Raw genomic sequence first — 22,190 nt, 5'->3', positions numbered from 1 at the left:
AGGAGAGCAGATACAGTATGTCCAAAAGAGCAATACCTGGCAAAAGGATAGAAATCTCTCTTGACCAGAACGCGTCAATTTCGCTGTACAAACAGCTTTACGAGCGATTGCGCTCGGGGATTCTCACAGGACAATTAGAGGCCGGTATGCGCCTGCCTTCGATGCGCGTGCTTTCGAGTGAACTGGGGGTATCACGCAGCACCACCGCTCTTGCCTACGAGATGTTGCTACTGGAAGGATATATCGAGAGCAGGGTGGGAGATGGTACGCGGGTCGCCCATCTGCAATCAGAGCAGTCGTTTATAGGAGATCAGCACACAACGGATAGCTCAGAAACGCCTCAAGCAGTGCTTGCCCGGCGCGGCCAATTGCTCATCAAGGGGTCTTCTTCAGAAGAATTCTTTACCGACCGGGCCAACCGAGGCACAAGCGTGTTCCGCTCCGGCCAGCCAGATGTGGCAGCCTTTCCGTACGAGGTCTGGGCCAGATTGGTAGCAAAACATGCGCGCCACTCACTGCAAGCCGTCTCATGCTACCAGGACGCGCAAGGCTACGCCCCGCTGCGCGAGGTTATCGCCGCGCACATCGGTATTACACGCGGCGTCCACTGCTCGCCCGAACAGATCATCCTCACCGCTGGAGCACAGGGAGCACTCGACCTGGTCGCGCGCGTCTTGCTTGATCCTGGTGATCTGGCCTGGGTCGAAGATCCTGGGTATGAAGGAGCACGTGGAGCACTGCTGGTCGCCGGGGCAAAACTGGTCCCCGTGCCAGTGGATCGGGAGGGGATCGATGTTGAAAGCGGACGACAGCTTTGCCCAAAGGCACGGCTGGCCATCGTTACCCCTTCGCATCAGTTCCCGACAGGAGTCACCATGAGTCTCAGCCGACGGCTCGCGCTGTTGGAATGGGCGAGAGAGACCCAAGCCTGGATCATCGAGGATGATTATGATAGTGAGTATCGCTTTAGTGGACGACCTCTGGAGGCGCTGCAAGGGCTGGATAACGCCAGGCGCGTGATCTATATTGGAACCTTTAGCAAAGTGCTCTTTCCCTCATTGCGCCTGGGTTATCTGGTCATCCCCACCGAGCTGCTCAAGGGCTTGATTGCAACGCGCCGCATTATCGATAGGTACCTCCCGCTCCTCGAGCAATTGGCCCTGGCCGACTTTATTGCTGAGGGTCATTTTGCGCGACACTTGCGGAAAATGCGTGGGCTGTACAGAGAACGTCGGAATGCTCTCATAGAGGCACTTACACAGGAATTCGGCGAGATGTTAGATATCATCGTACCAGAAGCAGGCATGCACTTGGTCGCTTGGCTCCCTGAAGGGATGAGCGCCCAGAGAGCCGTCCAGCAAGCTTCAGCGCATGGCCTGCACCTTCTGCCTCTTTCACAACCCAGCCAGCGCCCCTTTCAACGTGACGGTCTTCTTTTTGGTTTTGCGAGCGCTTCCCCGGAAGAACTGCGCGCGGGGGTAAAAACACTAGCGCTGGCACTAGGAAAAATGTGACCTGAACGGTTCTGTCAGAACTGAGCGCATAAAAGCCCACAGAAAGAGATGGAAGCCATTCGCATCAGGAGTTGCAGGGAAGCAAGTTGTTCTGTGAACAACCGTCGTTGCTCCCGAAGAGGCAGTGTTTCTCCCGTAGTGTGACGTGGGCGAAAGTAGTTACGCAATTCATCAAAAGCGCGGCAAAAACGCGCCGCTGATGCGAAATTCCCAAAGCCACGCATCGGATAGTACCGTTGTCTCACTCCTCGATGGTCTTGCTCCAACCGATTGTTGAGATATTTATTGGTCCGATGCAGTACGTCGCTGCCAAGGATCCTACGTATTGCTCGTGGGTAGGAAGTATGCCCATCTGTTGTCACGCGCTCTGGGGATGACTAACAACCGCAACTGCCTGCTTGAAAAACTGCTGTGCCGCCTCCATGTTCCGCTTCTCGCTCAGCATGGAATCAACCAGGTTGCCGTCGACGTCAATGGCGCGATAGAGATAGCACCACGTTCTGTGAACTTTAATATAAGTCTCATCCACATACCAAGACCTTCCCGCTTGTCCCCGTCGTTTGGCTCGCAGCTGGTCTGCCACCAAGGGCTCAAACCGAGCTTCCCAGTCTCGAACGGCTTCATGGGTAAACACGATGCCCGCTCGAGAAACATTTCAGAGAGATCCCGCAGGCTCAACTTGTACCGAAGCTGCCACAAGACAACCAGCAGAATCACATCAGTGGGATATTCCAGGAAGTTGAATGGCGTCCCTGTGCACTCGTTGAAGCGGCGTTTGCAAGCCGAGCAATAAAACGCTCGATAGCCAAGCGTGGTCTTCTGGGTTTGTTCTTTAGTGGAAGCTGAGGCACAATGTGGACAGTTCATGAGACCCTCCAGATCAGAGAAGTTGTGCTCTCAGCATACCTGCAAACGGTCTCCAAGACCCACGACATGCGCAATGAGTTCGCCGAAACGTTTCTGCTTGTCCTCGGAGGGGCCAGGTAGCTCAACAAGAGTGTGAAGCAGGTCAGTGTGAAGAGGAATGCAGGGGAAAACGAGAAAAAAGGCGTGTGGATGCGAGGGACGATCAAGAAAAGCAGACGGGAAAGACCGTTCAGACAAGCATGCTTGTCCAAGCCAGGGGGATGAGTCACTCTTCAGGTTCTCCTCCTGGCTTCCAGGAGCCTGGACCTCATGTGCTTCCTGACTTGCTCCCCCAATCCCTCCAATTGCACGAAGGCCTCTCTGGCCTGCTAGATCACGTCGGGCCTGGGATCGGAAAGCCTGGCGCGCAAAGGGGGGCGCGCACATCTTTCAGCTCCCCCAGGGCTCTGGCCGCGTGCCCACGGACATCTGCATCTGCATCGCCGAGCGCGGTGAGCAGCGGCTCGACGGCGCGCGCATCTCCCGGCTTGCCCAGGGCGATGGCTGCACTTCCACGGACCCGCCACTTCGCATCGCTGAGCGCGGCGAGCAGCGGCTCGACGGCGCGCGCATCTCTTAGCCACCCCAGCGCAGCGGCTACGTTCGCACGGACAAACTCATCCACATCTTCCAGCAGGGCGAGCAGCGGCTCGATGGCGCGCGCATCTCCCAGACTCCCCAGGGCTCTGGCCGCGAGCCTACGGACATCAGCGTCTGTATCGCTGAGCAGGGCGAGCAGCGGCTCGACGGCGCGCGCATCTCCCAGACTCCCCAGGGCGAAGGCTGCCTGCGCACGAACCTGCACGTCCATATCACTCAGCGCAGCGGCCAGGGGAGCGGCGGCGCGCGCATCCCCCAGAGCACCCAGTGCGCTTACCGCCTGCGCACGGACCCGGCGGTTGGGATCGCTGAGCGCGGCGATCAGGGGAGGAACGGCGCGCGCCTCCCGCAGGTTTTTCAGTCCCTCGACGGCCGTCTGGCGAACCAGGGCGCCCGGATCCTGCAGAGCGATGAGCAGATGGGGGAGTGGCTGCTGCCGATCGAGGCGTAGCAGCGCTCGCAGCGCGTCCAGGCGCAGACGGACGCTCTGCTGCTGGTCGGTGAGGAGGGCTTGCAGAGCGGGCAGCGCGCGGCGATCGCCAAGCTTTTCCAGGGCCTTGATGGCGGCTTTGCTCACCGACTGATCGGGATCGGAGAGGAGGGCTTGCAAAGAGGCAAACGCCTGCGCACGCTCCTTGCGCCGACGCAGGATGTCCTTGATGCTCTGGCGGCGCACCTGGGGATTGGGATCGGACAGTTGTGCTAGTAAGGTCGCGAACGGGATCGGGGACGGGCTCATGGCATGGGTTCTCCTTCCTGGTTTCCAACGAGTTCTCTCCTCGTATTCTCTCCGATGGCCTGTTTTCTGGCAAGCGGTGAAGTCGGGTCACCCATGGCTCGTCCACAACGACCAAGAGTTGACACCAGGCGGCAACCCAAAGCGATCCACTTGACCCTCCACTAGCTCCACTGACCCTTTCAAGGGGATGGTTCACAGCAGATCGCGAGGAGGCATTAGGCGATGGCCAGTCCGAGAAAGGTCGCCACGTGTTCTGGAATCCCGAAGAGGGTGAACGCGATCCGCTCAGCCTGCTCTGTTCGGGCGTTGCGAGCCAGCCGTTCGTCCCATGATAAGCGGGAATGCGCCCGCTCGGGTTGTGTTGCAAGAATGAAGGAGCGATGGTAAACTCTTCTTTATTTGGAGCAGAGCAGAGGAGTTCTTCATGATGAAGAATGCGAGCCCATTCAAATGGCGCCATTTTGAAGCTGCGATCATTCTTTTGTGTATACGCTGGTATCTGCGTTATTCGTTGAGTTACCGCGATCTGGAGGAGATGATGCTCGAACGGGGTCTGCACGTCGATCACACCACGATCTACCGTTGGGTTCAGAAATATGCCCCAGAGCTGGAGAAGCGCTGCCGACCGCATCTCAAAGCCTACAGCGACTCCTGGAAAGTGGACGAGACGTACATCAAAATCAAAAAAGTCTGGTTCTACCTCTACCGGGCCGTCGACTCTGAAGGGAACACGATCGAATTTCTTTTGAGTCCAATGCGGGATGCCGAGGCCGCCACACGTTTTTTCTGCAAAGCCCTGTATTCCTCTGCGTGTTCAACTTCTCAAGCGTGTCCGGTCGCAGAGCAGGTGGCTCAGCCCACGGCTCTGACTGACACCACAACTGTCACGTCCGCTCTTCGCGTGATCAATGTCGATAAGAATGCGGCCTATCCCAGGGCCGTTGCCAACCTGAAAGCCGCTGGAGTCCTGCCTGAACACGTGGAATTGAGGCAGGTGAAATACCTCAACAATCTGATCGAACAAGATCATCGGTTCATCAAACGCTTGACGAAGCCGGGGATGGGCTTTTTCTCGTTCGAGACAGCCAGCAGAACCTTACAGGGATATGAAGCATACAACATGATCAGAAAAGGACAACTGCAAAGGGTGAACAAAGGAGATGTGAGAGGCCAGGTGGCCTTGGTTGCCAAGCTGTTTGAGGTGGCAGCCTGACCGAACGAGGAGAACTCTTCACGTCATCTCCGCCTTCGTCATCGTTTTTGCAACACAACCTTCCATTCAATCAGTCCAAGATTCGTAAGGATGGAGCCTACCATGCCACTTTCTGATCAGCATTCTTGTTCTGCCTCGATAGGTATACGCCGGAGTGAGGTAGAAGCAAAGCTGCAGTCACTGCTTGCTCGGGCCATTGCCTGGGCACAACATCAACAGCATCCCATGATTGCGAGCTTATCTTTTCCTCTTGACCAGATTGCACCATTTCATCTCTTCGCGGTGTTACAGCACCTTAAGCTCTCGCATCGTTTCTTCTGGCTGCATGGGCAGGAGTGTCTCATAGGAGCAGGCGCTTCCCTCGTTCTGGAAGCGCAAGGAGCCGATGTGCATAGGATCTTAAAGCAAAAATGGGATGTAGCCCGCGAGCAGGTAGTGGCTCTTGGAGATGAACAGGGAACAGACGTCTTTCCTACCTTTCTGGGGGATTTCGCTTTGATCCGCAAGCGCGCCATACATCCTCTGCCTGGCGTCATTTTCCTGATGGCGCTTTGATTTTGCCCCAGGTAGTATTTCGTTCAACGCAAGGCGGCTTTTCCCTGACGATCAATCATTCCATTACCCCCGAAGATACTATTCGCACTTGCGAGAGCTCCATTCACTCGTTGCTTGACCGCATTTTTCAGAGAAGTGCATCGTTGGCTCAAGACGCCCTGTTTCGCTCTGGCAAGGCCTCGGAGGACCTGGATCCATCTCAGGAAGGGCTCTGGAAACAACTAGTAAGCGACGCAGTACGGGCAATTCGACAAGGCACCATGGCTAAAGTGGCGTTGGCGCGCAGTATGAGAGTCAATGCACACTCGCAGTCCTCTTCTGATATTCCCTCCCTGGTCTATCGCCTTCACCAGCAAGCACCTCTTTCCTACATTTTCGCCATACAATTCCAGGATACGGCGTTTATAGGCGCAACACCAGAACAGCTCGTAGCAGCACAGGCAGGAAAGATACGGACGATGTCACTGGCCGGATCTGCGCTGCGCGGTCAAACCGTCGAGACCGATGCTCGTATTGGTCAGGCGCTGCTAACCAGTAGGAAAGATCGGGAGGAGCATGCAATCGTGACGGATACCATCATGCAACAATTAGATCCTTTGTGCAACACACTTCATCGACCAGCTCTGCCTCAATTGCTCCGCCTGCCCACCATTCAACATCTGCACACTCCTATCTGGGGCCAATTACGTCAGGGCTATAGCTTGCTTGATGCGGTATGTGAGTTACATCCAACCCCTGCCGTTGGGGGGTTACCCTCTGATGTCGCACGAACCTATATTCGCAACTATGAGCAGATGGATCGTGGTTGGTATGCTGGGCCTCTTGGCTGGATGGATGTGAATGGAGATGGAGAATTTGTTGTAGCGCTCCGTTCTGGACTCGTGCAGAAACAATCCGCAACGCTCTTTGCTGGCTGTGGTATTGTGGCCAACTCGCAGCCAGAAAGTGAATATCAAGAAACATGCTTAAAGTTCCAGGTCATGCTCAATGCACTGAAAGGACAAAGCTAAAACGTTCTGGGCACACCAAGGACGATAGCTCCATTCGCTCGCAAATACAAACCCACTCTGGTCATAAGATGAGGTAGAGCCACACGAACTGGTGAAAATGGGAGGGATGTGAAAATATCAGGCCCCATTGGGAAGATATATGTATGCAAACCAACATATCAGCACCAATGGAGCTGTCGAAACCATTTTGCCCCCCATTCGGTGTGTTGTGAAAGAGGGCAAACAGGGGCAGGCAACATCATCATTCATGAGCACTGGTACAACTGTGCCTGGGCAAACCGCTCCACATCTGGAGTATCGGCATACAATGGTGGAAATAACCACCCGCGATTTGACAATGAAAGACGCATTTGAGCAATCCCACGGGTTTCCTTCCGGGATGGATCTGTTGGAAGCCCAGAGTAGGAGAGAGGCCAACCAGAAGGGTGTCACATTTGCCCGGTGCTCTCTGTCTTCTGTACGGGCCTCTGAGAGAAGGGAAGAAAGCTGTAAGCAAGCGACAGAGAATCCATGGAGGCCAACGAAACAGGGAGGGAAAGAGTGTTCATCCCTTGCAAACATACCATACCATATGGTATGGTATGTGGAAGAGAAACGTGTTTGAGCCAAAGGAGGAACAGGTCATGACGCATCTCAGCAGACGCAGATGGCTTGAGGAAGGACTCGCCCTGCTTGAAGAGGCGGGTGCCGAAGCCCTCACCATCGAGTCCTTGACCACCCGACTCGGGGTGACCAAAGGATCCTTTTACCACCACTTCGCCAATTCCCAGGACTTTAAACAGCGGTTGCTGGAGTTTTGGGAAGAAGAGGGAACACTTCGCATTATCCACTGGGCAGACCAGGAAGATTCCCCACCAGACAAGCTGGCACGGGTAATGCGAGCAAGCTTACATCCTCCTCGGCTCGATGTGGCTCTGCGTGCCTGGGCCTTACAAGACGAACAGGTGCGCGTTCACCAGCAGCGCATCGACCAGCAGCGACTGGCGTATCTCGAAGCGGTGGTCTTTGCCACCAGGGCCGATCGTCTGTACGCAACGTCTCTTGCCAGAGTCCTCTACAGTCTCTACGTGGGCAGCCAGCACATCATTCCCCCCATAGAGGGCGAGGATCTGGGTGCTTTATATCAGCTCGTCCAACAGTGCTTTGCCAAGGAGAGTTAGCAATGATCTATACCCCTGGCCCGGCCTGGCAGACCGGGAAAACGGTGTCTGAACAACCCTTTTATCGTGAACATGGCAAATATATGAAACAGGTTTTTGTGGCCAGGCAGCTGCTCATGGGCGGTGCTTTTCTGGACAATCAGGGTGGTCTAGGCATTCTCGATGTCGCGAGCGAAGCGCAGGCGCGGGAGATCGTCGCACACGATCCCGCGGTGCTGGAGCGGGTTTTTGAACCGCACCTGCATCCCTGGCATGCCTACTCCAATCAGTATCAAGCGCGCAGCGCTCCATCAGGAAAGAGCCCATCGGGCGAGAAGGAGGTCTTGCCATGACAAATCCAACACAGGCTCTCGAACGCTTCGTTCGTCCGAAGACAATTCTGCTCACGAGCTATCGCCGCAACGGCACCTCGGTGGGTACGCCGGTGCATATCGCCGTTAACGGGGAGCACGCCTTCGTGCGTACGTGGGACAAAACATGGAAGTTCAGGCGCATCCGCAACAACCCAGTGGTCGAGATCGCCCCGGCGACCTGGCGCGGTCAGCCCACCGGCCCAGTGATCCGTGCCCACGCTCGGGTGCTGGATGGGAGTGAGGCACTCCATGCTGCTCACGCCCTTGCCCGCAAGTATCCTGTGCTGCATGGTTTCCTTATTCCGCTTGTCCACCGGCTGAGAGGCTATCGGACCGTGCATATCGAGTTGACGGTATTGTCAACTTAAGCAAAATTGTAGAGATTATACAAGAGAAACAGATCCCAAAGTGGGGATGACGCCCTTTTTCTGATCGTGTTTTCTAGAGAATCTTGGAGAATGTGGCATCGATGTGGTGAAAGCTCATCAACAACTTTTTTTAAGTTGACAATACCAATCTGCGCAATATCCACCTTGACTTTGAAGAGCTTACCACCAACTTTGCGTCAGAACCGTTTTTCGTTCAGTTGTCCCTCAGAGGCCTTTTACTACCATTTTCCTTATTTTTCAGCCATGGCGGTAGAATCCTGGAGAGCAACCAACGTTTTTTCGAAAGGTCTTTGAGAAATGATGGGCATCTGCAAAGCCACAGTATTTGGCTATCCGCTCTATGGTCAGGTCCGTTTGTTGGAGGAGCATCTGAGCATGCTGGAGACGTAGACGGAGAAGATATTGGTGCGGGGAAAGGCCAAATTGTTGACGAAAGATCCGGGAAAAATGCGCTGGGGAGAGATGGGCGTAGCGAGCCATATCGGCAATGGAGATGGGTTCAGCGAGATGAAACGAGAGATAGGAGAGCATCCAATGCAATGAGCGTGAGTCTTGCAAAGCCTCCGTCACCATCTGTTGCTGCTTTAGCAAAGATAATACAAGGGCCATGGCATGATACTGTGCTTCCAGTTGACTGACCACATCTCGCCGCTGCCAAGCACCAATCATCGTTAGCATCGTCTCACGAAACCAGATTGGACGCGCTGGTACAAATTTGACAGGGACATGGAGACTATCCCAATCATTTAATCGTGGTTGAAGCAAATGATGAAAACCAGTTAAGTCAACTTGGCCAGGTCGAGTAGGAAAGCTCTCCTCACGAAGCGGATGGTAGAAAATATCCAAGTGTGCATATGGTGTGATTGTCTGGGTTGTGCCTTCCAAGGTGTGAAGATCATTGGGTTGGATGAGACAAAAATCCCCTTCGTGAAAATGGTAGGATCTTTCTTCCACCGAAACAAGGCAGTGTCCTTCTTGGATATAGATCAGTAGGTAGTCCAAGAGACGGCGTGGTGGCGAATGCCAGGGTCTACGTACTGCAAAATCTGCTTGCCGAATAAAGGGAACGATAGGAGAATGGAATGTACACGGTTTCATGTGTATTTGACTTATTGAATGCATTAAGCTCCTTTACTCCTTTTCGCTATACTAATGGCTCGCGCGCTTCTCATTCAGTACATCATGATTGTTTTTGACCCTATCATATCATAATTAAACCCTGCTCTTTCCCGCATTTTTCGGTATACTCCTATCCATGAGGTTTGATCTCATTAGACAAGGAGATATAGAAAATTGGTACCTCAAACAATCGATAATCTTGGTATTGAGCCACTTGCTGGCCTTTGTACATATGAGGAAGCGTGTCGTCCTGGCCATACTGTTGATCATACTGTTTCTCTCCTCAAACGCTACAATTATGTTAAAACTGCCTCGCATGCACTCTTCGCTGCGCATCTTGCTCATACTCCAGAGTGGGAAGTTAAGTGTGCATTCAGTTTACATCTCTGGCTTGAGGCAGAACATAGCACTTGGCTCCGAAAACGGGTGACAGAAATGCGAGAACCTCCGCATTTCCTGGATGAGGCTCCTGACGAAGAGCTGAAGAGGCTCTTTGAAGAACTTATCCGGGCGAGCAATACAATTGAACTGCTGGTTGGCGTCTACCGCGTTGTCAAACCAGCACTCATTCGTGCGTTGAACCAGCACTTGGCTCAAGCAAACCCACTAAGCGACTATCCGACCTGCCGTCTCCTCCGTTTGCTTCTGAAAGATGAAGAGGAAATGGTGGTTTGGGGAACACAAGCAACAACCGCTTTAACGCAGGCCCCAGAAGCAGCCAAGATAGCTCATGACTGGGAAAAACATCTGTCTTGGTTCCTGGATGCCGCTGGGGAATTGCGGGAGATCTTCCCAATGAGAATAATATTCCTTCCCCATGTCCTCGCTCTGATGGCTCTGCCTATACTATGGACAGCGTTCCACGGCGCGATCAGCGTTTTCGCGATTCGTTGAATCGATCAGCAGCCATTGATGAGTATTATCAAGATATATCCCGAGATGCGGATGAGCGTATGTACGCGTTACTCTACAAGCGATTGCGAGAAATGGATGTTCCAGAATGGATGGGGCCAATTCTCTTTAAGACACAGGGGAAACCTTGGGAATACTATCAGGATCTGAGTCGGCAACTTTGGGATGAAGCCCGGCATGCAATGATGGGAGAGGTAGGATTATATGCCAAAGGAGTTCCCTTTTATCGCTATCCCCTTGACATAACATCATCCTTATCCCTGAACAAGAGCTATGAGCCACTCGAGGCACACATTATTCTGTGGGGAATTGAACAAAATTTGATGCCTAAGGAGACTGGGAAGCGCTGGGAATGGGAGATCGCTTTTGCTGCGGGAGACGAGCTTGTAACAAGATTCCAGGATTACGACTGGGCAGATGAAGTGTTACATGCTCAAATTGGGCGCAAGTGGTTGATTCCCGAATTGGGAAGCAGACACGCACTGCTTTCGGCCTGGGAAAGATTGCGGGAACGTTGGGACCAATCGCGTGAAGCCCTGTTCGCCTTGTCAAAACAAGATGAATGGTGGCCTGAATTTCTGGCTGAAGTACGCCATCATCGCACAAGCAAGGTTCCTGGGAAAAGCGAAAGAGAACACAATGACTATGCGAGAGAAGGAGAGTAATCTCTACCCGATAAGATCCTCTCTAGACCCACGGGATGCACAACGAGTTTTAACATATCTGCTAGTTTGCTTGAGAATGTGTTGTTTGTCGCAATTCTCTTCGCATTTTGAGCCATAATTTTTCGTGTGCCTGAGTAGTTAAGAGGCAAGAGAAGCGTACGTTTGACGCTCTCTGATGCAATTCTTTTCTAGACAACAAACTGATTGTTTTCTGGACGTTCGGATCGCCCCAAACGGCCTTTTTCGCATTGACACGAAAAATTATGGGTCAGAAATGGCACTATTTGATATTGCTTGATGAGCGCCTTCATGGCACCGCATGAACGGTTATGCGTCAGAAAGCCGTGTGTTTTCTTTTGCCCGGGCACGGATCAATTCGAGAAAAATGATTAAATGCTGCATGGAAAATTTATGGCTCTTGCCCACTTCGGATACTGGTGGCGAAGTCAAAAATGATGCTCCATGCCAGCTTGAATTCATTGAATCCCAAGCGTGAACCTCGACTTCGCCACCAGTATCACTTCGGGGGCTCACGGCTTGCTTGCTGAGCTGGAGGAGCACTGCAATGTATGAATCTTCCAGCGCGTGATGAAGAACAAGCGAGCACTAAGCCCCCGAAGTGTTACTGGTGGCGAAGTCAGAAATCGTGCTCAGTGCGAGTTGAATATCATGAAAGATTGAGCGTGAACATTGACTTCGCCACCAGTATCCGAAGTGGGCAAGAGCCAATTTATGCGTCGGAAAAACGAAATTTTATTGGCTCATACACAACTTTAGTGAAGGATGAGCTTATTTTTGAAAACTCCTCGCGGTTTTGTGCAGAGAGAATTGCTTCTCAGCATTATATTGATGTGCTTATCACCAAAGCTGTGTATGAGCCATTTTATTCGACAGACAACACTGTTTCAGGCGCCATGCAAAGAACAGAAGAGATTTGGCACACGAAAGTGAGGATTAGCGCCTGCTAGCAGCGTTTTTAGCCGGCCTCTGTCTTAAAATACTTTTCAGCTTCTTATTACATATATTGATCCCTACTTGGCGGAAACGCACAGTGGGAATATTGAAACCCCATCTCGGGATTCCCCCAGAAAAGGAGTCACTCAGTATGATGATCGCGAAAAATAGCAGCGCGAGGATACGTGTAGGAATTATCGGTCTTTATGTGGGAGAGGCGGCCCTTAAAGGATTTCAAAAATTACCACAGGTTGAAGTCCTTGCACTGGCGGGCCTAGAAGAAGAGCGCTTGACCTCCCTGGGAACAACCTATGCAGTACCTCATCTGTATCGCCACTATGAAGATCTGCTCACCCGCGAGGATTTGGATGCCATCAGTATTGCGGTGCCTAACGCACTCCATGCACCGATTGCCCTGAAGGCCCTAAGTCAGGGACTGCATGTGCTGTGTGAAAAACCTCTAGCCAGTACCTTAGCTGAGGCCGAGGCGATGGTAGAAGCTGCTACCCAGGCCAATAGAGTGCTTCAGGTAATCTTTAATCACCGTCAACGTACCGATGTACAAACGCTGAAGCGCGTGATCGACGAAGGCCAGCTTGGCACAATCTATTATGCCAAAGTCTCCTGGATGCGCCGCCGTGGCATCCCTGGCAGTTCCTGGTTCATGAGCAAGAGAATGTCTGGCGGTGGGCCACTTATCGATCTTGGGATCCACGTGCTGGATATGGCGCTTTTCCTTCTAGGTGAACCAACAGCGGTGACTGTGAGCGCTTCAACATATAGTGAACTGAGTAGATGCAGTGCTGACTTTCAGATGTGTGGTCATTCGTCTGAAATAGAACATGTGTTTGAAGTGGAAGACCTTGCCACGGCTTTCATCCGGCTCTCCAACGGGACCACACTTCTGCTAGAAACCAGTTGGGCTACCCACGGCAACGCGCAGGATGATTATGAAATTGTCCTCTATGGGACGAAGGGAGGTGCGAGCATCCATGCCCACAACGGCAACGCGGAAAACGCGCTAACAATTTATACGGATATTGCTGGAACCCCAGCAGAGATTCGCCCAAATGTGCGTGGCGAGGGTCGCCATGATGCCGTCACGCGTCAATTCGTGGAGCGAATTAAAAGTGGACAATGGAAAAGCCACAATGGGAGTGAAGGGCTGAGCCGTTCGCGTATCATTGAAGCCTGTTATGCTTCTGCGGCCCAACAGCGCGAAATGCTTATTGGGGGTCCCGACATAAATTCCCCGATAGATTCCGCTAAGGGCCTAGTAAATAAGGCCAAATCCGCAACAATTTTGAGGTGAACCTGGGAGAATCAGCGCGAATTGTAGGAATTGACATTCTCTCAAGAGACCAAGTCGCACCAGAAGGGCTATCACACACACGTCTCTTGTAAATGAGTAGTGGGACAGACAGGCCTATTTCCAACGTTCGCACCATGCGGGGCAAGATAGTTATATATAGCTGGCGGTATGGTGTAGAAAGGGGAAAAGGCGACAAAAGATGTATTTTCCTCATGAAATAGGGGTGGTAAAAGACTATTTAGCACCCCTATTCTTCAGTTTTTCCGCAAAGGGGAAGGCCATATTCATCGCTATTCCTTTCGTTTTACTGCTTTTGCTTTATTTGGAGATACATCTAGCTGCAATATAACTATCTTGCCCGGCATGGAGTGAACGTTGGAAATGGGCCTACTACGCTATCCTTGGCGGTAAGGTCAACTATCTTCCCCTTATGAGAACGAAGAGGCCATAAAGAGAGCAATCGTCATGGAGGCCAGTCCGGACCAGGCTATGGCGATTGCTCGCGTTTTCTCCACAATTCGTGCACACCCTCTGAGGAAAAGTTCGTGGATAAATGGGTTGTGCGCACCCCTCTGGTTCAGGTATGCTTCGTTAAGAGCAAGCGCTTTCTCCTTTGCCCTGCCCCTCTCAGCAGGCCCCTCTATTTCTCGTGTCTTGATGCACTTTTATAACCAAGGGAGGGAACCGTTATGCCTGAAATTCTTGAGGAGGAGATGCGCCTTGCACCACGCAGTCTTGTCGTACGTCGCTACCCATTGTCAGCGCCAGGAAAAGGGCAGTGTTGCAAAAATAGGTAGTGACTCTATTGAGAAGTGGTATGTAAGGGAGTCGTCAAGAACGCGAGGAAGGACCAAGGATGATCGGCGAGGCCCAAAACCATGGCAGGAGTGCGATGCTGATATCGTTGTGGAGTCCTCTCCCTCGGGAGACGTAACGCCAAATGGGGGCGTATCCAGTTGTGCTCAAAGAGGTGGAGGTGGATCAAGGCATCGAAGGTGGTGTCACATTTGGCAAAGGCATGCGTCTTGCGTGTGAGGGCATTAAGCCGATCGCGGAGAACACCGTTGAGCCGCTCAACATGGGTGGTTCCCGGCTGGGGAATCACCTTGCCCAAAGCAGCGCGGATCTCGATGGAGAGCAGTTTCCCATGCTCATCGCGGTGCTTGATGGTTCGTGTCAAACGCACGTATGGAGGCACCACCAGTGGGGGACGTCCGCGCTGCCCGGCGCGCAGCGGCTGGCGATAGGCTCGTTTGAGAATCGCGGCATAGCCCCGCCAGCCATCGCTGCACCAGTTCAACGGATGGCCCTGTGTGCGTGCTACGGTGAGGGTGACCGCTCGCTCGACGAGATCGTCGCCGATGTGTCCTGTGGCACAGGCGGCGATGAAGCGGCTGGGGCGATCTTGCACGAGGCATCCCCAGCGTTCACCGGCATCAGCTTCGTCGGGGGCTCCGTTTTTTTGCGCACGAAGGACCAAAACTCGTCGATTTCGACCGTTGAGAGGTGGAGATCCTGTGTGAAGATATTCGTCAAGGCCTCCGCATGCTCGCCTGCTCGTCGCAGCCATTGGCCAATCGTCTCGTATTTGTGGCCTGTAATCTCTTCCGCCGCCCGCAGACTTCCTCGGCGCATCACGACCAGGAGCGCTTGAGTCACCTCGGCTACTGGCGTATGCAGACCATACATCGGTGTGCCTTCCGTTTCGCCAAAGAAGCGGCCGCATCCACGACACTGATAGCGCTGTCGTCCTTTGCTACTGCCATTGCGAATGACGTGTGGCTGCGCACACGCAGGATTGGGGCATGCTGGCAGAGATGAGGTTGCTGTCATGGTCAGTCCTCCTGACCTCTATTTTACCACTTCTTTCAAGAGTCACTACCGGATCAAATGACTCAGGGATTAAATCGGTTGCTTCGGAGGCGGAGATCTGCACTGGTGAGGCGTGCTGCCTCAGATGGCTTCTACTCACGGTCATTGTTCATGGTCGGTTACGCTGTTGCTCCCTTGGCCTGGGTCAGGGCGCGAGGCAGGAATGCCAGCACCCCTTGACAGAGGGTCTCGAGCATTGTGGCATGTTGCTCTGTCGCGCTCGCCAGCGTTTCTTGATAGGCAGTAAGAATATCATCGCTGAAGAGCCGTAAAGGTGGATCGAACTGGATGCTTTCCTCGTCATAACGTTCTTGTGGTGGGTAACGGGAAGAGATGTCACTTACCTGCCGTTCTAACAGCTTCACGGTCGCCTGGTACTGAAGGTAGTACCGATCTTCATGACGCAAGAAGACCTTGCACTGCTCAAGGTCAAGATGCTCGGCAAGCACACTGCAAATGTGTAGTGGATTGTGGAACGAGGCGAGTAGGTTTTGGACCCACAGTCGCTGTTCAGTGAGGCTCACCTGCTGCTCACTCATACTGCGCAAGGCTGCCTGGCAAAAGGGGCGCAGGATGCTGATGAAGCCAACGAGGTACTGCATACGTTGAGGGTCAATTTGGGCTGAAGGGCGCGTCACAGGGGAGTGCCGCTCGGTCTGTGTGAGCGAGAAACGTATGACTTCGGTGATTCCCAGGCCAGTTCGCTCCATGAGTCGCCATAAACGAAGTTTATCCTCTTTACTCGGACGGAAGTTGACCTGTGGACCAATGGCTCCTTCGGCGCGTTCCTGTTCTGTGGGTTCCCTCTCTGCAAGGTTTGGCTCTCCTTCACTCACGGTGTGCCTCTCTCTCTTTTGCTCTACAAGGAAGGGCATATATGGCATTTGCTATGCATAAAGAGACTATAGTGCATGAATGAGCAAGTTTCAAGAGGGGAGAGGTTGAATAAGCCAGGCTCTATGGGCATTGGTGGGAGGGATGTGCTGGAGATGCTTGATTGATTCTGGTGCGCTACACAAGTGTAAGGCGGCCGATCCGTGCACCACCTTGTCAGAAAGGGCAAGGTGGAGATGGCGGGCGCTTTGGATGTGGTCTATGCCCGGGTGCCTGGTGAGAGTGTGGGAGTGCAGAAGAGAGGGTGGGTGGAGATGGGGAGGAGGTGCGTGAGAGGAGAGAAGAATGAAGGGATGACAGGGAAAAGAGGGCAGTGGCGCCCCCAGAGTGAGCGTGAACATGCTCATATTCTTGCCATCGCGATTTTGCCCTTCTTCCACCAGCTCCTTTTCATGAGCCAGGTCTATCTGGAAGAAGCGAGGCAGGGCCTGTTCTCTTGCTCAGGCCCTGATTGTTGCTCTTCCCTCTTGGATCGTGTTTGGCCGCGGCCGAGCCTGGCCCAGGGCAAGAGACATGCGAAAGAGACACGGGCGCGCCAGTCTCGTGCTCCAAACAATCACACTCGTTTGCCGTTGCCGCCGGCGCGTCCTGCAATGCTCTCTGCACTGGCATCAATGAGGATCGTTCTCGAGGCTTGTCCCTGCCGCTGCCAGCATGAAGGAGCGTGTGTTGGCCTGGGAGGCGCCAGGACGATGGATGGTGGTTTTGTTTTTCCCATGTTTTTCCCATGGTTGTTCCACGCAGCGCCTGCCCTTCACGTGTGCTGCTCCCGTGTTTTTCCTACAATATCGTGCCAAATTACGATTGCACAAAATGGCGTTTTTTGAGCACGAAAAGGGGGTGTTACACCCCTGTTTTGGTGCATTTTTTGGGAATGGTTGCGTTCCTTGCGATAACGGTGAGAGATGTGACTCTCGGAATAATCTGGCCAAAACGGCATTCATTGCCGTTTTTGGATTGCTTCCCAAACGGAATTTTACGCTCAAATCTTCCCCGAGACGGGCATTTTCTGAAGGAACTCCACTCTCAGAATGCTCGCCAGGCCGATCAAATCTGTTGAAGGATTTCGTACTTCTGGCCACCTTATGCCCGATTTTTGTGCTCTCGGCCAGGTTATGCTGTTTTAGCACAACCGTTATTGAGCTTGAATGCTCCTGTTTATTGCCATTTGTCAAAATGATTGGCCGGGTCTGAGATTCAATCTTTCAAGCCTAGTTCGCGCAGAGTCTCAAACCATACCATCCTCGCTTCTGGCCTACCCATTCCATTCTCCTTGGATCTATCATCTGATACAATTGACTAGATTGTTTGGCTTTCACAAGATACAAACCCATCTCCATATGACGAGATTTAAGTAAGTTCAGTCAGCCAGGAATGCCCAGGATGGACGAGAGCAAGGAACTGAGCCAACCATTCTCGACGCTTTCCATCAAGAGCGGGGAGTGTCCTGGCGAAATCCACCTCGTCCTTAGGACGCAGCCTCTTGGCTTTGTAGAACAACTGAATTTCTGGAGCAAGATAGGGAATGCCATCCGATGTGACCGATCCCAGAGTAGAGAGAGAACCACGGATCTGTGCCGTGCGACGAGAAATCCATTGGTCCTGGTCGGTGTCTATGACCATCAATTGGAGAGCCCAGGGATCACTCTCGTGCGGACGACACCAAATATCATGGACCGAAGCCGGGAGAAGCATGTCTTGTTTCCATTCTTGGAAAGGCCACGAACTGGGTAACAGTTCCTCATGCGCTTCTTGAACATCCCATCCCTGAAACTGCGCACGGATCTCGTGCTGATCTCGGCGCAGAAAGAGGATATCGATATCCTCATGCTCTCGCGTTTGAACTCCGAGGAAGAGATCGAGTGCCCATCCTCCGGCGATCCACCAGGGAACCGTAAGCGAGGAAAAGAATCTGGCGACCTCCTCCGGTTGCCACGGTTGCCACAAGCCAAATTGATTCGGGTCGTTTGCCATACTATTCCTTCCGAACAGTGTTTATATCTTCCTGTCTCAAGCATTTATGTCGATGTATCTTTACAGCATAACATCACCGCTAACAGGAGACAAAACATGCTCTTTGGGTTAGTATTTTACGGCCAACTTTTTGGCACAAAGCGGCCAATCATTGATTCTTACGCAACCTTGCTGATTGCAGTTGTGGTATGCTGGGAAATTACGCCATTTTTCATACTCTTCGGTTTCTTCAGATGAGCCACTTGTTGTTCTTGCTTCTTCTTTCTCTCCTGACTCTTTTTGCTGTGATGGAGCACGCGAAGCTTGAGCAGATCAATTTCGGCGCGACCGTACATACTTCTTTTAAGAAGCTTAAGCCGATTCACATTTCCTTCCAAATGACCATTGCTCCAGGGTAACGTCAATCCCGCAAGGACAGCATCTTTATCTTGTTGCACACCTGTCACAAAGGACGCAAATGCTTCGAGATGACTGGCTTGCACTGCTGCTAGCCAAGTATCAAGCTGCTCTCCTGTCCGCTCGCGTACCATCTGGAGGAACTGTTCCACCAAGTGGTATGCCGTCTCAAGGTGTGGACTCGCCTGCCTCAGAAGTCGAAGGCGTTCCCGTTCTTCTTCCTTTAACTCATCGGGTTTGCGGAAAAAGGGCCAGGTTGCCTGTTGGACGGACATCGTCCTAAGCGGATTGGGTGGGGTGAGGGAAGCATTCTGGCCCGTGGGTGATACAGCACTTCTTCTGAGAGGGAATGCAGATGGTTCCAAGGTCGCTACGTAGCGATAGACCGCACGTTGCGACCCTTTGTAGCCTTTTGCTCTCAGTTCTGCTTCCAGTTGGGACCCGTTGTGACATCCCTGATTCCAGCGCTGCAGAAGATAGGTGTGGTACGGGTCAAGCTGGCGTGCTTGTTGCCGTCTTGGGCGGGAATACGGGATGCCGCGGCTGAGCCAGTGTCGAACTGTTCGCTCAGACATCCCTGTCTGGGCAGCAATCTCAGCGCTCTTCATTCCTTGCTTGTAGAGTGCCGTGATGTGCTCGTACCGCGCCAGCCGCTCAGCTTGACGAGCTTGTTGTGTGCGTTGCTCGGCTCGCGTCCTTGGGTGACGAGAGTGTTTGCATGAAGATGGCTCCCCTTCGCAGGAGTTGGCTCTCGCCTGCTCTGGGCGACGAATCTGTGTCAGACTTTGGGCAAGTTGGACTGAGAGGCAGGCTGCCAGGTTCTTGACGAGGTGCCAACGGTCACTGACCTGCCTGGCTTGTGGCGCGCCTTTCTTGATGGCTGAGGCATATTCCGCTGAGCCATCGCGGCTGACGACATCAATGGAGGGATGGTCCCGCAGCCACGCTTTGACCGTCTCGACGGTACGATCGGGTAACAGATCAATGGGCACCCCCCGTTCGAGATCACAGATGAGGGTTCCATAGCGCAGCCGACGTTTCCACGCCCAGTCGTCCAGACCAATGACGTGTGGTTCTGGTTGGGCAGACTGCTCCAATTGGCGAAGCAAACGCAAGATGGTATCGCGACTGCCGCTGATGCCCAGTTCGCTTCCAAGATCTGCCCCTGTCTGCCCCCCTGTCATGAGTCCCAAGTGGCGGAGCGCTTCTTGCAACCGCTTGGTGCGCTGAGCGTGAGGGTGGCAGAGAGCAGGAAGCCGTTCGACAAAAATCTTTTGAGCACAGGTGCTCTTTGTACAGAAAAAGCGACGGACATGCACAATGAGGCGGAGTGGACGCCCAATCGAAGGCAGATCACGGAGCGTGCGGGTATAGCGACTTTGGATGCGCGACGATGTGCTCCCACACGAGGGGCACAAAGCCGTTGGGGACACGGTACGCAAGGTCAGTATGATCTCCTCGGCTACTTCTATCCCTTCCACTTCGACGTCGGGGAGATCGAGAAAAATGATCATAGGATTCCATTCGTCTCTCAAAAACAAAACAAAGGTGAAAAAATGTTCAACTTCTTACTATATCACATCCTTGATCAGCAAACTTGCGTAAGAATCAATCATTTTGACAAATGGCATTTATCGGCCAAGATATGCCGTTTTAGATGGCCAATTTATGCCGTGAGTCACAAGAGAGATCGTCAGGCATTGGCAGGTGAGAGGGTGTGGAGAAGGGTCTGGGGATGAATGAGCGAGGTGGAGATGGCGACCTGGAGGAGAGCGAGGGCTTCTGCTCTCTCCTCCGGATGAGGAACCAGGCGGTAGCGCCCTGGTTGAACGTTGATGGCCTGAAGGTGATGGCGATAACGATTGGCGGTCATGCGTGAGACCTGGAGGAGGCCTGCGAGTTCGATGTCTGTGAGTCCATCGGGGGGCGCGTCGTACAGGCGGCGGGCACGCTGTTGTTTCTCATAGGTATGGGCCGGAAGTGGCCTGCGTTCTGATGTGGGGAAGGGAAGAGGGTGCGCATGTTGCTCGATAAAGGCGAGTAACGCTGGCGCTGGCCGGAACCACTCGGAAAAGCGCCGGAGGTGGTCGAACCGATGGTGAAGGCGACGCTCTGTTTCGCGCGTGCCGTCCATGATCCCCAGGAGCTGGAGCTGCTCACCGAGCGTTCTTTGCTGGAGAGAGCGCTATCGCGGTAATGCCCTCGTTTGCTGATTTGGCTGCCCCACCGTCGTTCGAGTGTTTCGTCGATTACCAGATCGATACACGCTCCGACTGGCACAAAGGTCTCGACGATGAGCAGGAGCAATTGGCGGCTCACGGCTAAAGGAGACCAGCGCGCTCGATTAAGCACCTGGTGAAAGAGACTCCAGTTGCCCGCAAGGCTGCCGCGACGGTGCGGCGTCCCCGAATCAGAAGCGTTCCAGTCAATAAGATCATCAGTTTCCTCCAGGTCGGAGCCGTAAACAGTGGTCGAAAGGCCATCAGAACTTCTATAATGAGGTCGGGAAAGGGCATGAGCTTCCTTCTGAGTAAGATGGTGCTTTGATCAGCTTCTATCTTATCTCACGAGGGCTTCATGCCTGGTTCTTTCCCCCAAATTGTACAAAGTCAAGCCGAGATAATTTTCAGCGGGAGAGTGTCAAACTTAAGGGCCGGTCGCCGCCGCAGCTCTTCGGGGCCGAACAAGCACGCTTCCCTTACGGTTGTTCGGCTCGGCACTGTGCGGCGCATGTCCCGTCGGTTCGCGCTGCGTCTTTCCACATCAGCGTGCGGTCGCAGATCCAGCGGTCACGTAGCCTCCGTTCCACCATCTGGTGACGAGCGCGGCGTACTCGTCGGCACTGTCTTCCCAGACGAAGTGCCCGGTGTCGATACTGTCGAGCTTGCTCTTGGGCAGCCGAGTATGGAGAAACTCACCGTTGATCGATGGCACCACATGGTCGTGGGAGCCCATGATAATCTGCACCGGCGTCTGTATTTGCGGTAGCAGATCGCGCAGGATCGGCAGCTCCATTGGGAAGGTGCGCACGAAACGCATCGACTCGACGAAGCGATCGCCTTCGTAGGCGGAGAGGTAGTCCTCACGCGCCGCGTCGGATACAGTGTACTGCTGGATGGTACTGAGAGCCCTGGCGATGATCTGCCGCGGGTCGACGCTGCGATACCCCTCGATGTCGGGCGCCTCGACCCAGTCCTTCAGTGGGCTCCCCAGCTGAAGCGGAAATGCCGCGCCTCCGCTGCCAACGACGAGACTACGGAAACGCCCTGGATACAAGGCTGCGGCGAAGAGCAACGCCCCAGTGCCAATATCGGGGCCGACCGCGTGCGGCTGCTCGAGCCCGAACGCATCGGCGAGACGCAACACAAATCCCCCCATTGCACGGGGCGACAGCAGCGCGTCGCGACGCTCCGAATGACCGAACCCCGGCAAGTCGACTGCTACCAGATGGGTGTGTTCGGCGAGCTGCTCCCATATCGGCTCGAATGCAAAGATGCTCTCCGGCCATGGACAGAGCAAGAGAGCGTGCTGGTCCCGCTCCTCGCTCTCCGCGAAGCGGATCGACAACCCGTCGATGGTGCAAAACTTCGTCTGGATGGATGTGTTCAACGAACGTGTCATGGCGGTTCTCCTATACTAGTTCAGAGGATGTT

Annotated in this window: 22 protein-coding genes and 4 pseudogenes; 12 read left to right on the top strand and 14 right to left on the bottom strand. The window is 53.5% G+C overall.

All coding sequences use genetic code 11. The annotated features are described in order from the left end of the window. Positions 1-17 precede the first annotated feature (17 nt). Positions 18-1,514 (top strand): PLP-dependent aminotransferase family protein, encoded by a 1,497-nt coding sequence (locus tag KTE_RS38095; RefSeq protein WP_201391182.1) that lies wholly within the window; start codon positions 18-20, stop codon positions 1,512-1,514. A 14-nt stretch (positions 1,515-1,528) separates the two neighbouring features. Here KTE_RS38095 and KTE_RS50155 read toward each other — a convergent pair. After that, positions 1,529-2,381: pseudogene (locus KTE_RS50155) on the bottom strand (IS6 family transposase). Between KTE_RS50155 and KTE_RS49125 the strand changes: the two are divergent. Further along, positions 2,367-2,501 carry a hypothetical protein gene (locus KTE_RS49125; protein WP_255553056.1) on the top strand — a complete coding sequence of 45 codons (135 nt, stop codon included), beginning with the start codon at positions 2,367-2,369 and terminating at the stop codon, positions 2,499-2,501. The pseudogene KTE_RS50155 and the gene KTE_RS49125 sit on opposite strands and share 15 nt — an antisense overlap. 253 nt (positions 2,502-2,754) lie before the next feature. Here the strand turns inward: KTE_RS49125 and KTE_RS38085 are convergent, their stop codons facing one another. Then, complete coding sequence (locus tag KTE_RS38085; protein ID WP_201391180.1) at positions 2,755-3,759, bottom strand: HEAT repeat domain-containing protein; 1,005 nt, start codon at positions 3,757-3,759, stop codon at positions 2,755-2,757. A 427-nt stretch (positions 3,760-4,186) separates the two neighbouring features. On the opposite strand from KTE_RS38085, the gene KTE_RS38080 reads away from it, so the two are divergent. From KTE_RS38080 to KTE_RS38060, 6 genes and pseudogenes are all read left to right on the top strand, one after another. Next, complete coding sequence (locus KTE_RS38080; protein WP_201394498.1) at positions 4,187-4,972, top strand: IS6 family transposase; 786 nt, start codon at positions 4,187-4,189, stop codon at positions 4,970-4,972. A 102-nt stretch (positions 4,973-5,074) separates the two neighbouring features. After that, a complete protein-coding gene (locus KTE_RS48305) occupies positions 5,075-5,527 on the top strand; it encodes a hypothetical protein (RefSeq protein WP_236600904.1) in 453 nt (150 codons plus the stop codon). Then, positions 5,509-6,537 (top strand): annotated as a pseudogene (locus tag KTE_RS38075) (isochorismate synthase MenF); the annotation flags it as partial. The gene KTE_RS48305 and the pseudogene KTE_RS38075, both read left to right, overlap by 19 nt. A 623-nt stretch (positions 6,538-7,160) precedes the next feature. Beyond that, positions 7,161-7,697 (top strand): TetR/AcrR family transcriptional regulator, encoded by a 537-nt coding sequence (locus tag KTE_RS38070; RefSeq protein WP_201391178.1) that lies wholly within the window; start codon positions 7,161-7,163, stop codon positions 7,695-7,697. 2 nt (positions 7,698-7,699) lie between these two features. Beyond that, complete coding sequence (locus KTE_RS38065) at positions 7,700-8,029, top strand: YciI family protein (RefSeq protein WP_201391176.1); 330 nt, start codon at positions 7,700-7,702, stop codon at positions 8,027-8,029. Beyond that, a complete protein-coding gene (locus KTE_RS38060) occupies positions 8,026-8,418 on the top strand; it encodes a PPOX class F420-dependent oxidoreductase (RefSeq protein ID WP_201391174.1) in 393 nt (130 codons plus the stop codon). The genes KTE_RS38065 and KTE_RS38060 overlap by 4 nt, the downstream gene beginning before the upstream one ends. Before the next feature lie 258 nt (positions 8,419-8,676). On the opposite strand, the gene KTE_RS48300 is transcribed toward KTE_RS38060, so the two are convergent. Then, the gene (locus KTE_RS48300; protein WP_236600903.1) at positions 8,677-9,204 is read right to left on the bottom strand and encodes a helix-turn-helix domain-containing protein; all 528 of its coding nucleotides are present in this window, start codon (positions 9,202-9,204) and stop codon (positions 8,677-8,679) included. A 126-nt stretch (positions 9,205-9,330) separates the two neighbouring features. After that, positions 9,331-9,537, bottom strand: a pseudogene (locus KTE_RS50150) (AraC family ligand binding domain-containing protein); the annotation flags it as partial. A gap of 456 nt (positions 9,538-9,993) precedes the next feature. Here KTE_RS50150 and KTE_RS38050 point away from each other — a divergent pair. The 4 genes from KTE_RS38050 (at position 9,994) to KTE_RS38035 (ending at position 13,401) form a co-directional block, all read left to right on the top strand. Then, positions 9,994-10,452 (top strand): hypothetical protein, encoded by a 459-nt coding sequence (locus KTE_RS38050; RefSeq protein ID WP_201391170.1) that lies wholly within the window; start codon positions 9,994-9,996, stop codon positions 10,450-10,452. Beyond that, positions 10,449-11,135 carry a hypothetical protein gene (locus KTE_RS38045; RefSeq protein WP_236600902.1) on the top strand — a complete coding sequence of 229 codons (687 nt, stop codon included), beginning with the start codon at positions 10,449-10,451 and terminating at the stop codon, positions 11,133-11,135. Before KTE_RS38050 ends, KTE_RS38045 begins: the two co-directional genes overlap by 4 nt. A gap of 569 nt (positions 11,136-11,704) precedes the next feature. Then, on the top strand, positions 11,705-12,103 hold the full coding sequence (locus KTE_RS38040) for a hypothetical protein (protein WP_201391166.1): 399 nt from the start codon (positions 11,705-11,707) through the stop codon (positions 12,101-12,103). A 137-nt stretch (positions 12,104-12,240) separates the two neighbouring features. Further along, positions 12,241-13,401: a Gfo/Idh/MocA family protein gene (locus KTE_RS38035; protein WP_236600901.1), complete on the top strand. Its 1,161-nt coding sequence runs from the start codon at positions 12,241-12,243 to the stop codon at positions 13,399-13,401. A gap of 802 nt (positions 13,402-14,203) precedes the next feature. On the opposite strand, the gene KTE_RS38030 is transcribed toward KTE_RS38035, so the two are convergent. The 10 genes and pseudogenes from KTE_RS38030 to KTE_RS37990 form a co-directional block, all read right to left on the bottom strand. Beyond that, on the bottom strand, positions 14,204-14,812 hold the full coding sequence (locus KTE_RS38030; RefSeq protein WP_236600900.1) for a hypothetical protein: 609 nt from the start codon (positions 14,810-14,812) through the stop codon (positions 14,204-14,206). Beyond that, positions 14,722-15,234 carry an IS1 family transposase gene (locus tag KTE_RS38025; protein WP_201391164.1) on the bottom strand — a complete coding sequence of 171 codons (513 nt, stop codon included), beginning with the start codon at positions 15,232-15,234 and terminating at the stop codon, positions 14,722-14,724. The genes KTE_RS38030 and KTE_RS38025 overlap by 91 nt, the downstream gene beginning before the upstream one ends. 158 nt (positions 15,235-15,392) lie before the next feature. Further along, positions 15,393-16,109, bottom strand: a complete 717-nt coding sequence (locus KTE_RS38020) for a hypothetical protein (RefSeq protein WP_236600899.1) — start codon at positions 16,107-16,109, stop codon at positions 15,393-15,395. A gap of 614 nt (positions 16,110-16,723) precedes the next feature. Further along, positions 16,724-16,885 carry a hypothetical protein gene (locus KTE_RS38015; RefSeq protein WP_201391160.1) on the bottom strand — a complete coding sequence of 54 codons (162 nt, stop codon included), beginning with the start codon at positions 16,883-16,885 and terminating at the stop codon, positions 16,724-16,726. Positions 16,886-17,517: 632 nt separating this feature from the next. Then, positions 17,518-18,141: a nucleotidyltransferase domain-containing protein gene (locus KTE_RS38010; RefSeq protein ID WP_201391158.1), complete on the bottom strand. Its 624-nt coding sequence runs from the start codon at positions 18,139-18,141 to the stop codon at positions 17,518-17,520. Positions 18,142-18,299: 158 nt separating this feature from the next. Further along, positions 18,300-20,051: an ISL3 family transposase gene (locus KTE_RS38005; protein WP_201391156.1), complete on the bottom strand. Its 1,752-nt coding sequence runs from the start codon at positions 20,049-20,051 to the stop codon at positions 18,300-18,302. A gap of 179 nt (positions 20,052-20,230) precedes the next feature. After that, positions 20,231-20,671: a hypothetical protein gene (locus KTE_RS48295; protein ID WP_236601073.1), complete on the bottom strand. Its 441-nt coding sequence runs from the start codon at positions 20,669-20,671 to the stop codon at positions 20,231-20,233. A gap of 122 nt (positions 20,672-20,793) precedes the next feature. Beyond that, positions 20,794-20,856 (bottom strand): annotated as a pseudogene (locus tag KTE_RS48290) (hypothetical protein); the annotation flags it as partial. A 2-nt stretch (positions 20,857-20,858) separates the two neighbouring features. Continuing rightward, on the bottom strand, positions 20,859-21,053 hold the full coding sequence (locus KTE_RS48285) for a hypothetical protein (RefSeq protein ID WP_236600898.1): 195 nt from the start codon (positions 21,051-21,053) through the stop codon (positions 20,859-20,861). A gap of 247 nt (positions 21,054-21,300) precedes the next feature. Then, positions 21,301-22,158, bottom strand: coding sequence for an alpha/beta fold hydrolase (locus KTE_RS37990; RefSeq protein ID WP_201391152.1), 858 nt, complete (start codon positions 22,156-22,158; stop codon positions 21,301-21,303). Positions 22,159-22,190 lie beyond the last annotated feature (32 nt).

Source organism: Ktedonobacter sp. SOSP1-85, from assembly GCF_016587415.1.
In the GTDB taxonomy this organism is placed as follows: Bacteria; Chloroflexota; Ktedonobacteria; order Ktedonobacterales; family Ktedonobacteraceae; genus Ktedonobacter.
This window is presented reverse-complemented; position numbering and strand designations above follow the sequence as displayed.

Bases quoted from the DNA above. Each gene is read 5' to 3' on its own strand.
- KTE_RS38095 (WP_201391182.1), top strand. From the start codon at position 18: ATGTCCAAAAGAGCAATACCTGGCAAAAGGATAGAAATCTCTCTTGAC.
- KTE_RS49125 (WP_255553056.1), top strand. From the start codon at position 2,367: ATGTGGACAGTTCATGAGACCCTCCAGATCAGAGAAGTTGTGCTCTCA.
- KTE_RS38085 (WP_201391180.1), bottom strand. From the start codon at position 3,759: ATGAGCCCGTCCCCGATCCCGTTCGCGACCTTACTAGCACAACTGTCC.
- KTE_RS38080 (WP_201394498.1), top strand. From the start codon at position 4,187: ATGAAGAATGCGAGCCCATTCAAATGGCGCCATTTTGAAGCTGCGATC.
- KTE_RS48305 (WP_236600904.1), top strand. From the start codon at position 5,075: ATGCCACTTTCTGATCAGCATTCTTGTTCTGCCTCGATAGGTATACGC.
- KTE_RS38070 (WP_201391178.1), top strand. From the start codon at position 7,161: ATGACGCATCTCAGCAGACGCAGATGGCTTGAGGAAGGACTCGCCCTG.
- KTE_RS38065 (WP_201391176.1), top strand. From the start codon at position 7,700: ATGATCTATACCCCTGGCCCGGCCTGGCAGACCGGGAAAACGGTGTCT.
- KTE_RS38060 (WP_201391174.1), top strand. From the start codon at position 8,026: ATGACAAATCCAACACAGGCTCTCGAACGCTTCGTTCGTCCGAAGACA.
- KTE_RS38050 (WP_201391170.1), top strand. From the start codon at position 9,994: ATGCGAGAACCTCCGCATTTCCTGGATGAGGCTCCTGACGAAGAGCTG.
- KTE_RS38040 (WP_201391166.1), top strand. From the start codon at position 11,705: ATGAATCTTCCAGCGCGTGATGAAGAACAAGCGAGCACTAAGCCCCCG.
- KTE_RS38035 (WP_236600901.1), top strand. From the start codon at position 12,241: ATGATGATCGCGAAAAATAGCAGCGCGAGGATACGTGTAGGAATTATC.
- KTE_RS38025 (WP_201391164.1), bottom strand. From the start codon at position 15,234: ATGACAGCAACCTCATCTCTGCCAGCATGCCCCAATCCTGCGTGTGCG.
- KTE_RS38015 (WP_201391160.1), bottom strand. From the start codon at position 16,885: ATGGGAAAAACAAAACCACCATCCATCGTCCTGGCGCCTCCCAGGCCA.
- KTE_RS38010 (WP_201391158.1), bottom strand. From the start codon at position 18,141: ATGGCAAACGACCCGAATCAATTTGGCTTGTGGCAACCGTGGCAACCG.
- KTE_RS38005 (WP_201391156.1), bottom strand. From the start codon at position 20,051: ATGATCATTTTTCTCGATCTCCCCGACGTCGAAGTGGAAGGGATAGAA.
- KTE_RS48295 (WP_236601073.1), bottom strand. From the start codon at position 20,671: ATGGACGGCACGCGCGAAACAGAGCGTCGCCTTCACCATCGGTTCGAC.
- KTE_RS48285 (WP_236600898.1), bottom strand. From the start codon at position 21,053: ATGCCCTTTCCCGACCTCATTATAGAAGTTCTGATGGCCTTTCGACCA.
- KTE_RS37990 (WP_201391152.1), bottom strand. From the start codon at position 22,158: ATGACACGTTCGTTGAACACATCCATCCAGACGAAGTTTTGCACCATC.